Below are 13,828 nucleotides of genomic sequence, written 5' to 3'. Positions count from 1 at the left end.
GGTTTATACTCAAGCATTGCTGTATATTTGTCTAAATTACCCGTATTTACCCCATTATATGCCGATAAATCAACATCATTTTTTGTAATGGCATCATAACGCACACCACCTGAGTAGTTATTGTTATACTGGTAAACAAGTTCGCTGTAAAGCCCTGCTTGTTTGTCTGTTTTTGTCCCTATATCTTTGTTTCGTTGCAAATATTCACTCTGCCAAATAAGTGCGCTATAACCACCAAGTTGGTCACGCATTGTCAAGTCAGCACCGTAAACATTCGTTGCGTTTGTCGTTGTGTTTTTTCCATGTGCCAAACTCACACCACCTAAAATAGAGAGATCATCTCCTACATCTATGCTTGATTTCACATAGCCTACATAAAGGTTATTTTCTTCTGTATCACCAAAACTTCTCTCATTTGTTCCCTGCATCGCCTCAACACCTGCCATAATGTAAGTATCTGTTGGTGCAACCCATTGAAGTTGTATTCCCGCATCACTAATGCCATCTGGTCCAAAAAGTGCCTTGTAGATGATGGGCTGGTCATCAAAGTGCCAAGCATGTTGATGTTTTGAGTTGATACGCCCAAAATCACTTTTAAATTTTCCTGCTTTTATTCGCAAAGCATACGGTAAAGATGTTGTTTGAACATACGCCTCACCTATCTCAAGCTTGTTAGGATGCAAATGAAACATAGCAAAAGCATCAAAATATGGGTCAACTGAAGAGTGCATTGCTACCTCTGCATAATTTAGATTAAACCCTCTGTTTTTATTGAAAGGAAGTTCTGCTTTATCTTTTTTTCCATCAAAAAATCCTGGAATTGCCATATTTTCATAGTCTGTATTGTTTACATCGCGACCAACAGCCGACATATTTAAAATAAGTGCAATAGCCGGCAGATAAGCATTTTGTGAAAAAGATGCACTTGTATTGACCGATTTTTGGCTCTCTTGCGTGAGCGTATTTAGCTGCGTTTGTAGCTTTTGTATTGCCACTTTTTGTTTTTGTAGTTCTACTTGTGTTGCATTTATATCTGTATTAGCAAAGAGAGATGCACAAGCGAATAACGACAGACATACTGTTTTTTTCATTATTGTCTCCAAATTGTTCTAATATTTTTTTATTGTTGTGAAAATTAGGAGAAGTGTGGAGGTGCTCTTGCGTTTAGGGGATTTATAAACTCTGTAGAGTGAAAACTTACAAGTTGTTTTATAATGGCTTCATGAAAAATATCGAGCTGACTTACATAAATAATATCCACAGGAGTATCGGCATTTGCCATACTTGCATGAATAATACATATTTTACAATCATTATGCTGTTTGAGGTCATTATGGTGATGCATACTTCCAAGCAGCGTTGCCACAAGGAAGATAATGCTGAAATATTTTCTTAAAAAGCTATGTTTCATAGAGAAATTTTATCATAATTGCTATAAATTTCAAATGATTTTATTGTGCTTGCAACTCTTTTATGCTCTCTTTACCTTCCATTGGAATTGTCACTATTTTTTTAGCATTTAAGTTCATCTTATTTAAGTCCACCATTCTGATTTGAGAATTATTATAGGTACGGAAGTAAAACTTTTTCGCTTTTAAATCACTAGCACTTGTCCATGTTGTAAAGTCTGCAATGATATTTCCATGTTTATCTTTATGTGGCTCTCTTGCGGCACCTTTTGGAATGTCAAAGTTATTAAGAATATGAAATGCCTCAATAACAGTCTCTTTTCCATTAGATGTCGGAAGAATTGATGTTGTAAATGCAACAGCTCTTACAAAACGAGACGGTGGTGTGAAATCACCAGGAAGTCCGACCATACCAGCACCCATACCAAAAGGTTTTAGCTCAATACCGCCAACTTTTCTACTCTTAGGCTGTGTAGCACCAAGATTTGGATAGTTTCTCAAATTTGTCATATGCCAGTCAAATGAAGGAGAGTTCGTCAAAACACCAAGTGGATTATCAAACACATGCAATTTTCCTTTTAAGTATTCTATGACAATACTTTTGCCCTTTGCATCTGTAACTATAAAATGCACAGGTGGCACAAAGCCCCACTCTTTAAAAACAACTGCAGGAACAACAATATTTTTAATATTCTTTTTCACCTCTTCAGTTGTTGCAAAGTTCTCAAGTATGTATGAACCTAACTCCCATACTGCAATAGTATTTTTTGCATCACTCTTTTTATACGGCATATAGACAGCTGTTGTGGGATGGTAGAAGAGTCCCATAGAAAGACCTTTTTCATTAAAGCCATCAAAAATCCAAGGCACTCCTGAACCATTTGCACCAATGGATGCATACTTAGATGTCCACTTCTTCCCATTTTTGCCATCTGGCGTAGTTCCTTGTCGTTTATATCCACGAGGAACAACTAAAACATTTGAACCTAAATCCACTGCAAACTCCAAAGTACGAGCATGAATAACACTTCCGTCTTTGGCTGTTAGAGTAATCCCTGTACACGCATCACTCGCTGTTGTAAACATAGTTGCTGCTAGAGCAAAACTTACTATATATCTTTTAAACATTTTTTTTCCTTTCCATGATAAATCACACCTAAAACCTTTATATCTTTTATGTGCATTGGTTTCACTTTCAAAGGATTCTCCTCTAAAAGTGTAAAATTAGCTACTTTTCCTACCTTTATAGAACCCATATCTTTCTCAAGACTGAGTGTTCTCGCTGCGTTTATAGTGATACCTTTGAGTGCTGTATAAGCATCAATTCTTTGGTCTTGTGAGACGAAACGACCACTACTTGTTACACGATTTACCGCCGTCCACACAAGGGTAAGTGGTTCTAATGGTGCCATCGCAAAGTCAGAGTGCAGAGAAAAAGATATATTTCTATCAGCAAGTAACTTCATTGGCACCATATTTTCTGCTCTCTTTTTACCAAGTCCATACTTTGAATATTTATCTGTCAATGCCCAAAGATAGTAAGGATTTACAGAGCCTTCAATGCCTAGTTCTTTCATCTCATCAGCTTGCTTTGCAGTAAAATAACCAAGATGATGCAGAGTAAGTTGATGGTTTTTACGAGGATGTCGTTTCATCATCTCTTTAGTAATATCTATACATCTTTGAATCCCTAAATCTCCGTTGGCATGGATATGAATCTTATACCCCTTATCCCAGTAAAAATTCATCTGCTCTTTAAAAAGTTTCAAAGGTGTCATCCACTGCCCTTTAAAACCATCACTATACCCACCTTTCATCTGCATTGCAAGTGAATAAATGGCACCATCAGCATAGAGCTTTACCTCTTTAGGCAACATTTTTATGTTTTGCGTATCATACTTGGAAGCTTGTTCCATCCACTCATAAGCTTTTTCATTTGACTTGCCATTGGCATTATAGAGTTGTGTACCATTAAGAACATTATAGACATCATAAGGAGGATTTTTATCCATCTCCTCTTTGAGCATACTGTATTCCATTTTAAAGTTAGATTCTGGAAATCCTTGTTCTGCTACTGTTGTAATACCATTTTGTGTAATAAGTATGCTCATATCATGCAAACCTTTTTTATAACGCTCAGGATTTATCAAAAATGGAGCAATACGAGGTACAAGCGCCAACCAGCCACCTTCAAAGAAATGACCCCGTTCGAATTCAACTTGCTCATTCCCTTTGTAGTCTTCCTCTTTAACCTTCATCAATTTCATTGCAGCATCATTAAGAAAAGCTTCATGGAATGAGCGGTGAATAACCACTACAGGTGTATTGGGAGCAAGTTTATTGAGCATATCTCTGTTAAGGTCGCCATGCCAAAGTTGGTGATACCCCCAAACAAAAAGAACATCATCTTTACTGCCATATTTTTCTATACTCTTTTTGAGCCTTTTTAAGTAAGCTTCATGCCCACTAACACCTTTTTTAAGTCCTTCTGGTACTTTCCAATCATGAGGAGCAATAATATCTCCTCCTAAAATTATCGCAGCAATAGAAGGATGCACATGAGGTTCAATGAAACCCGGAAGCATCGTCTTACCTTTAAGGTCAATACCTACAGTTTTGCCTGGAAAATTTTTAAATGCAGCTGCCTTATCTCCAGCATAGATGATTTTACCATCTCTTACAACCACGGCTTCAACATAGTTAGGTTTAGCACCTTCCATTGTTAAAATGTCACCATCATAGTAAAGAGTTTGGGTAGTTTTTGTTGTATTAGCACCAAAGAGATTAAATCCAAAAAGGGCAATTGAAACTACTAAAAAAAACTTGTTCATCCTATAAGTTTCCAAATGGGTTTTTGATAATGAAGTTTGCCTGAACCATAATCGTATCTTCAGATGTTATATAATCAGGTTTAACCACAGCTTTTTGATACTCTGCCATAAGTTGTATAGGCATCGGACCTATTTTTACCATCTTTCCAAATCCAAAAGCTAAAGGCAAAGTAAGTTTGTTACCACTTGAAGCGTTCCAATTATATGTGATGTGTGGACTTGCACGAAGCTGCCATGCATGCGGAAGGTTGTAAATAATAAAATACTGCATATCGGTATGATTTGCCATTCTAACATTATCCGTACCATCATCAGTTATACCCCACCAGTGCTGTATGTGAGTTCCAACAGTCCAATTTTCATTTGCATAGAGTGCCAATGCAGTCGGTCCTGCTTGGTACTGATGAGAAGCGATTGTTTTATGCTGCGATGTTGGAAAAATAAAAGTTGCACCTACACCGTAAGACCAACCTTTCATTTTTACGACACCGACACCCATAGGTAAAATCAAGTCACCTAATTTTGCTTCTCTATTTGTTCCAAACGCAGTGGCTTCCATAGGATTGTCAACATGTATACCAACTCCAGTTGGTGCATCAATGTAAGTAAATACAGGTCGAGCAAATGCAGTCATACCATTTTTTAAAGGTATAGGCAGTACAGGTTGAAAGAGTGTCGTATTTACATGGTCAGTACCCGATACATTTACCCCTAGTTTGTTTACATCTGCTTTAACTGTTGTGTAATTATTTTGAAACGATAAGTTCCAAATCTGAGCAAGAGGATTTGACATCTCCTTAGAGAGCTCCTCCATTGTTTTTTCTTTTGCACTAAGAACTGTTGCAAGTAGTGAAACTGCTACAAACCCACCCATAAGTATTTTTTTCATTTTTTTCCTTTTTTATAAATAACCTTGACCTGTTGTTATAAACAAACCAATTATATTTTTATTAATTATATCATAATCAATACCAAAACCTACAATATACTTATTACTAATATTTTTAAAAGAATCTCTAATCACTTATAGTTAAAATGCTTGATTTATCATAGCATAATTGGAATCTCCATTTCCAAAGAGTTTTCCGAAGTAGTTAAAAGCATAACCCACAGAGTATCCATCTCTGGAAAAAAACTTACCCTTGAAGATTTATTGCGTTTTTTGCAGTCTATATAAACAACCTGTTTGTTGGGTTAGAACCAACAGTCAGTATAATCTTGAGAGAATAACAAACTACTTAGAAGCATCCTAAAGAGTATTAGTTTCATTTTTTAATATGAGTAACCGATGGCAAGCATAGTTTTAAAATCATCTTGCTTAGGAGTAGTTCCGTCATCAAATGATATAGGATCTTCAACCCTATCCCAAAGTAGTGATATATCAATGGTAAAGTTACTTACTAACTCTGTTTCTAAGGATAGTTCCAGATGATGTACATAGCTCCCTGATTCTTTGTTAACTAAGTACATATTGTAGTTCACTAAAAAATCAACATCATCCGTAAGCTTATGCTTATATCTAGTATCTAAAAATACAAGTGCTGTATCTGCTGTGGTATTTTCACCAGATACCACTGTATCAAAAGATGTATGCTGATAACCTGGTCCCATTGTGACTGACCAATCAATTGTATCTGTATAGAGTATATCATAACCAACACCACAACCAACAGTATATTTATTACTGATATTTTTAAAAGGATCTCTAATCGCTTCTAAAGATGCTAAACGCCAATAAAAATGATTTGTTTGATATAAATCAAAACTTCCAGTTAATCTATTATTATCTGCAGTTTTAGTCTTTTCATCAACTTTTGTATATGTTGAGAGATAGTCAGTGCGAAAACGAGTTAAAGAAGTACGACGCTCTGCACTTGCTTTTCCTGTAACTGTTACTTGCTCTGTGTTTCCACTTAAAACATCTACACCTACAAAAACATTTGCACTCCAATAGTTACTTTCTTTCGCTTCTCCTGCAAAAATAGATGAAATAGTATTACTTGGAATTGACTTCGTATTTCCATCATCAAGAGTAATACTAAATCTACCATTTTCAAAGCTTAACTTTCCAGTCACTTCGTTGTCTTGCTTTAAACTACTTACACTTTTAAGTTTTTTCAGTTGTGTCAAATTTGGCATCTTTTTATTAAGACTTACAGTGGATTTACCCTGAGTTATGAGCTGTTTGACATCACTTATATCAAACTTAACAAGACCAAACTCTTTGCTGTCAAACTCCATTTTTCCAGAATAAACTCCTTTAAAACTCCCTCGAATCCACTCTCCAGATTGAAGTTCCATCCAGTCTGATTTCGCCTCTTTTGGTACCTGCACATTTTCTAAATACTCTGCTTGCCCATAAGCAAATAGAAGCATTAAAAGTAATACTATTCGTTTCATTTATCTCCCTTATATAATTTGATCATCTATATTATCATTAACCTTTACAAGCACCGTAGAGTCATTTGTATTCGTATAACTTGTATAAGTTCCATCACTACTACCTTTTTCCCAACCATCAGCTGTTGAAAAACTCACCTTGTCGTTCGTATCATTACCTTCAATGGTTAAGGTATTGTTACTATCAGTCGTATTGACAACATCACTTAAACTCAAAGTCCCTAAATCATGATCTCCTTTAACACTCAAATCTATTGTTTCAATATTACTGAGTTTCGCAAAATCAACACTTACACCATCAAAGATGATGATTCTGTCATTTCCAGCACCACCATCTATGGCATTGGTATCGTTATAACCAAGCACATCATCATTTGCCGTTGCATTTATGCCACTATCATCAATTGTTCCATCACCCTTAAGAGTTAAAGTAGCACCATTTACATCTTCATAAACATTTGTAGCACCTTGTTGCGCCCAGACATTATCACCGTCGTTTTGAATGTTGATTGTATCACCCGTATCACTCTCGATTGTGAGAGCGTCTCTAGCGTCTGTCATAGCCTCAACATCTGTAGAATTAAGCGTTATAGTATGCTCACCATGCTCTGTTAAATCAAGTCTCTCTACATTTTTAGTGAGCGTATCATCTAAGGTAGTAAAGTCTATGCCTGTGTTGTTCCAATCTGTTCCAAAGACAAAAGTATCATCTCCTAAAGCGCCCTCTGTACCTTTGAGATCAAAGAGTAAAATATCATCTTCGGCACTGTGTGGTTGCTGCGTTATTGTCATCGAGAAAGTATCTGTTGTGACATTTGATGTGTCTGCATTACTCTTTTCAACTGTACTAAGCCCAACTGTCACATCTCCACTAAAATCATTTTGCATAACACTCAGTTGTTTAATGCTGTTGTAATCTACATCAGGAGAGTCTATAGTATAGGTATCATTTCCAGCATCATAGCTCACTACACTCGAATCAAGTTCAACACCAGCTAATTTAAAGATAGCATAGTTTCCAAGCCCTTGTAGCGTTACTTTTAGCGATTCTGAGCCATCAGTATCTTTGACTAAAGGGTTAAAAATAAAGTCAATATCTTCACCTTCAACACCCTTAATATCTTCTGCGTTTACACTTTGAAGATCATCAGCGACAGCATTAATCTGAAGTTGTACATCCTGAGTTGAAAAAATGATGCTTCCCATATCATCAACACCAGTTACAAGTTTGATTGAATCAAGCAAATCCCAACCAGCTGTCGGTGTTGATGTTACCCCACCAACATCTTCAGGAGCTTTGAGCCAAATTTGCGGAATACTGCCTGAAGCATCTATAGCCCAAGAGTTATTTCCACTTGCATCTACACCCAGGTTGTCTGCTAAAACTTGAGAACCGTCTGCACCGACATAAACCAGATAGCCTACAGGCACACCAGAGAGCATCAGACTTGTAACATCTTCAGTTGGATCATCAGAGCTGAGAGTATTAAACGAATTTCCTGAACTATCAGTCAATTCTATAAAACTATCTTCATCACCGACTATTTTTACATCACCTGTACTTGCCAATCCATCTGCGACAGGGTTGACATCAAACGCAACATCACCATTTACTGTTTTTATTGCTCCTGTATCACCATTTTCCAAAACATCAACACTATATGTAAGTTTGACATGACCTGCTATATCTTGGTTAAGCTTAAATACAACATTATTGATATCATCTTTAGGAACAGTTACTGAATCTCCAACATTAAGATCATGCCAATTAGCACCATTGTCCCAAGAAATTTTGCCATTGAGTTGTTCATCACTTCCATCTGCAACAATTACACCTTTATTATCTGGAGAGTTATTTGTAATTGTATAATCAGATTGAACACTTAAGTAAGGGTTATCGACAGAGTCTATTGCAATATCGATATTGAAAGTTCCATCTTCATTGGCGACAGTTAAGGAGTGTGTTGTACCATCTTCATCTATAAAGTCAAAAGTCGTATCAAATGTAATATCATCAGTTACAGGTTGCACATTTCCTACATAATCCAAACTTACATCATCAGAGAATCCACTTTGAGTATAAGTTGTCAGTGTTGCTGTAAACTTGAGTGCTCCCTCATCAAATACATTCTCTATATCACCTTGTGCTCTATCGTGGTTTTTATTGTAATCAAGATCAGGAGTGATTATGAGCTTATCTAAAGCAGCCTGTATATCTGTCTCCCCAACTGCCCCTTGGTAGGTCCAAAATGTTGTACCATCTGAGGAGTCTTCTTGCCATCCGCTTACTGTTGCATTTTCAAAACCTTCAACTGTAATAGAGAAGCGTTTATATGTTACATCATCTCCATCATCAATTCCATCGACACCATTATAGGTCGCATCCGAATGATTACCAACCTTATTATCATCAATGGCAAAGTTTATTAAATTTCCTAATTTTGTAGGGGTATCTTCTACAATAACATCTGCTTTATCATTACTATTCCATTCCAAAATATCTATTGGTACTTCAGTAGGTGTCGATGGATTATAATCAGTGTCATCTATATGGATATTAACCACATCGTTTACAGCACTCGCCGTACCATCAACATTGATAAAACTCACTTTAATATCACCACCAACTTCATGTCCCGTATACTTAGCATCTCCATAAGCGAATGGGGAAAGAATATTCAATACTAAATTATAGTCAGTTCCATCAGTATCAATACTCATGGCATTACCATCTGAATCTTTTGGATTATCAATATACCAGATACCTGTATATACTCCCGGATGATTTGGATCTTCAATATCTCCGGCATATCTTCCACCCTCTATACCTACTCCTTTAGGAACACCATCGATTCTAATACTTTGTATCTGCTCTGAAGCATCAGTGTCAATACCATTTGGTTTGTTCCCCGTTGAAGGGTCAACCTCATCAGGCATATTGACACCATCTATATGTATATCAACGCTGAGTTGCGTGTCACTTAGCACTTTTACGCTCATATCATCTTGCGTACCATCACTATTAAGATCAAGATTTACATTTGATATATCTGTGGTGCCATCATCGTCACTGTCTGTGATACTTGTTCCCTGAGCATCTATATCGTCAGTAATTGGCGAGAGATTCATCGTGTAGGTCGTTGTCTCTTGAGGAGAGATATTTTCAAGAGTTTTATCATCTGCCTCGATGTAATCCATAAAAGTGTATTTCGTCTCAAAACTGCTGTCTGTGCTTGTACCTAAGTCAGGGTTGTATTGAACATAAAGGTTATTAAACGCTCCATTTTCAAGTTTATAGTAGTCATCTCCATCAATATTCTCTACAGAGATATTATCATTTGAACTCACAGCATTTGATAAAGTAGTATAGTCCGTTCCATCAAAAAGAGTAAAATCTTTACTCTCAACATCACTAACTTTAATCCATACCTCATAAAGTGTTTCAGGGTTTCCATTATCATCTACTGCTGGATTTGTAAGATTAAAGGCTATTGGAGTGAGCGTATCTTCATTTACATCAAGTGTATCAATTGCGATTGCCGGTGTATCTTCCGCTTTTGGAGTCACTAAAATCTTCACATCATCAAACAGAGATGTTTTGGAATCCCCATCATTTTCAGTTGTGACATATTGTACTTTGAAATCCACTTCCCCACTATAGTGTTCAGGCACTGCTACTTTAATATTGCCACTTTGTAACTCATCAAGAGTAAAAGTATAGACTCTATCACTCCCTGTTCCATTGACAAGCACAGCACCCTGCAGATCAAACTGCTCATCCAATCCTGTCACAGTAAGGTTTACTGTTTCTGTTGCAACAGAAGTATCAGCTACTGGTGAGACATCTACTGCGTTTGAGTCTAAATTATCATAAGAGTTCAGCTGTGATGGATCTTTATAAATATCTTGAAGATCTATAAGTACACCCTTTCCTGATGCATCTGAATCTTCTGCCACAACGGCGTTGTACGCACCGCCACCATCAAAACGCTCTGTTACGTCAATTTTATCCCCATTTGGCTGTTGTGTATCTACTGTCACATCATAAGTTTTAAATTCGTTATTTACAGCACTGTCTGCCACACCTTTTATTACGACAGTAATAGGCACTGGGTCTGAAACATCTCCCGGTACTGTAATCACCGTACCATCTTCCAAAGTTGTTGTATCAACTATTTGTCCACTCACTTGCAGTGTTATATCTTCATTTGAGTTATGTGGTGGTATTAAAAATGGAGGAGTTGTCGGATCAATATCTTGAATATCAATTTTAAAAGTACCATCTCCATTATCTGTAGATATTATGCCATCAGATGAAAAATCACTACTAGAATTTGCATAGACAATATGCCCTTTGACATAAATAGCAGCATCTTCTGGTATTTTATCGAGTGTGATGGTAAATGTTTCAGAGCCGTCACTGTCTGAAGTTTTTAAAACACCATTGAGAGGAATGCCGTTTATAGCGGAGAGTGCATCTATAGTTCCATCGGCATATCTTCCTGCATCTTCAAGTCCACTGAGGTTGTTTATACTTACACTTGGATTCACTTCAGCGACTGGGTTTACATTTATAACAAGTGTTGAAACTGAAGAGTTTTCGATGCTTCCAGGACTATCAGAAACATCTTCACCTAAGTCTTGATTTTGTACATAAGTATCCACTTTAAAAGTTCCGGAAAAATCTTGTGCAGCTTTGATTTCAACCGTATCCAAAAACTCTAGCGGAACCCTCACTTCACCTGTTCCAGAAAACTTCATAGTTACATCAGAGCTACCATTGTTATATCTTAAAAAAGTATCTCCACTTACAGTGATCTCATTAGCTCCATCAAAATATCTTGCATTGGTAAAAACTACAAAAGTCTCTTCACTTCCATAAGGATTAGTAGTTCCATCTTCATTGACAAGAGCATCTTCATTAGCTGCTTCGAGCTTATAGTCTGTATCTGCATTGTTAAGATCAAAGTAAGTATCTTCTTCAGCGAGAGTCGTATAAGTATGTGCACTCACAGGTGTTATATCATCACCTTTTGGTGCTGCCGTATCACTTATATCAGTTTCACTCACAGGATTTATCTTCACAACAACATCAATAGATGTTGTTGTAGATGTATCTGTATGTAAATCTCCGTCATTATCATCTTCATCTTTTGTATCTATACTCACTTGAAGTGTAATATCTTTAGAGGAGTGTGCAGGAGGCTGCATGGTGTATTGCTCTATTTTAGAGGTATCACCACCTACAATATCTACTGTTACACTCCCATTACTTACATTTACTTCTTGTCCATTCTCATCAAATAATGTAGCATCAGTAGGAATGCCTGTTATAGTAACAGAGGTAACTTTTTCGAGTCCTGCAGGTGTGGAAAGAGGTCCATCCTCATTCGCAAAGCTAAGATTAAGAGGTATTTTTGTATCTTCATTACCTTCAGAGCCTGTTGTACTCACTGTGATGTCATTTGCAATTGGCAGGACTGTTGCATCTACAAAGTCACTTGCCGATTTTACAACATCTGTAGAGGGAGTAGAGTCACTGTCTGTATCATGTACATTTACAGTTACTTTAAGACCCTTAATATCACTAGAGTCATTTACAGGTGTCATAATATAAATTTCCGGTAAAGTATCTATATCTGCGATAGATATACTAAACCCACCACTCGCATCAGTTCCTATAGTTCTATCACTCATATCTACTGGTGCTGTTCCTGTGTAATAGAATGTTCCTGTAGGTAAACTACTACCATCAAAAACGAGCTCGTAGACTTCTGAACCATCAGTATCGGCAGTTTTTATAATAGTAATATGATCATCTATACGCATCCATTCATCTTCATTACCATTAATATTTTCTACACTAATGCCAACGCCATCATCAGTTTTCGCATGCACATCTACAGTGACACTTTGTGTGGACTCCGCACCTGCCACACCTGATATAACAGCTCCACTATCATCTACTTCATAAGAAGTTACTGCCATTGTAACATCAAAGTTATCTCCACTGTTAAGTGGTGGCAGTACTTTCATAGACTCAAACTCTGCCTTTGTAAGGGTGTAATCAGTTGTAAGTCCATCAAGATGATCATTAACTCCATCATCATTGTTATCCAGATCTGAAATTTGTAATGTTACATCCGAACCGTCTAAATCTACTACCGTAGAGCCAAAAGCGAGTTTTGCCCCGCTTGGAAGTCCACTTAAAGTGATAGCTCCAAGTCGTTCAGGATTATCTCCAGTAGTCGAATTTGGTGCAGTATCCAAACTGTTTTGGTCAAAGTCATCCGTGACAAGTGCTACATTAAAACCTAAAGCGACAACCGTGTCTTCATCTGTATTAACAATTGTTGCATCTTCACTAAGCGTAGGTTTATCACTTACAGGATTAATCGTCGCATCAACATTGACACTGTGACTTACACCATTGACTACATAGTCTAAAACTATACCATTATCTACACCGCTATAATCGGCATCAGGAGTATATGTAAAAAGGTTTGTTGCATCATCAAAACTGATACGACCATGCTCTGTAATATAATCTGCTTGAGGTTCAATCGCATCGGCAGTCACACTAAAAGTGATAGTTCCATCTTCATTCAGAGTCAGTTGTTTATCTGTTGAACCGGTATCATCGGTAACCACTACATTAAAAGAACTGCTTGTTCTATCTTTATCAAAATCACTTACGCTAAAGGGAAGGTTTATGTTTTGTGTACCACCAGAAGTAGATTCATAAATTGCGTTTACAAGATGAAACTCATAAGAGGCTGTTGCATCTGTCGGATTTTTAATATCTACACTAAAATATGTCACATCACCTTGTGTAGCGGTGAGCGTATGCCCTGCGTTTGAAATAGTATAGCTTAGTGGATTTCCAACTGTTGCTTGCAAGTTTTGAGATTCAAGAGCTGTTATGGTAGCTGCATTAAAAACCGTGTCTATCGCATCTGCTTCCTGTCCAACGGCCAAGGTTCCCGTTGTAATGGTCAAACTTTCATCTGGAGTGGCACCTGACGGCAAACCAGATTCATCAACCGCCCCATCTACAGGAGTACCTATACTTGGAATATCATCAGTTATTGTTATGGTTAAGTTTCCAGTAGCTGCATCACCATCTATGTCAAGTGCCTTAAACTCAAGAGGAAGATCAAGCGTATTTTCTCCAGAAGCATCAGGATG

The 13,828-nt window shown here is 37.1% G+C and carries 7 protein-coding genes; all 7 read right to left on the bottom strand.

All coding sequences use genetic code 11. From position 1 onward, the window contains the following. A partial coding sequence (locus tag MVY38_RS03310; protein ID WP_297483573.1) for a hypothetical protein occupies positions 1-1,091 on the bottom strand: 1,091 nt, incomplete at its 3' end. A 44-nt stretch (positions 1,092-1,135) separates the two neighbouring features. After that, positions 1,136-1,411 (bottom strand): hypothetical protein, encoded by a 276-nt coding sequence (locus MVY38_RS03305; RefSeq protein ID WP_297483572.1) that lies wholly within the window; start codon positions 1,409-1,411, stop codon positions 1,136-1,138. A 40-nt stretch (positions 1,412-1,451) separates the two neighbouring features. Further along, positions 1,452-2,537 carry a choloylglycine hydrolase family protein gene (locus MVY38_RS03300; RefSeq protein ID WP_297483571.1) on the bottom strand — a complete coding sequence of 362 codons (1,086 nt, stop codon included), beginning with the start codon at positions 2,535-2,537 and terminating at the stop codon, positions 1,452-1,454. Continuing rightward, positions 2,519-4,240 carry an amidohydrolase gene (locus tag MVY38_RS03295; protein ID WP_297483570.1) on the bottom strand — a complete coding sequence of 574 codons (1,722 nt, stop codon included), beginning with the start codon at positions 4,238-4,240 and terminating at the stop codon, positions 2,519-2,521. Before MVY38_RS03295 ends, MVY38_RS03300 begins: the two co-directional genes overlap by 19 nt. Before the next feature lies 1 nt (position 4,241). Next, entirely contained in the window at positions 4,242-5,129 is an 888-nt protein-coding gene (locus MVY38_RS03290; RefSeq protein WP_297483569.1) for a hypothetical protein, read from the bottom strand. 383 nt (positions 5,130-5,512) lie between these two features. Then, positions 5,513-6,640: a DUF481 domain-containing protein gene (locus MVY38_RS03285; protein ID WP_297483568.1), complete on the bottom strand. Its 1,128-nt coding sequence runs from the start codon at positions 6,638-6,640 to the stop codon at positions 5,513-5,515. A 9-nt stretch (positions 6,641-6,649) separates the two neighbouring features. Then, positions 6,650-13,828, bottom strand: a 7,179-nt coding sequence (locus MVY38_RS03280) for a hypothetical protein (protein ID WP_297483567.1), incomplete at its 5' end; no start/stop codon positions are given.

It is taken from the genome of Sulfurimonas sp. (assembly GCF_027056685.1).
Lineage (GTDB): Bacteria > Campylobacterota > Campylobacteria > Campylobacterales > Sulfurimonadaceae > Sulfurimonas.
The sequence above is the reverse complement of the archived record's forward strand: the minus strand, read 5'-3'. Positions and strand labels throughout refer to the sequence as shown.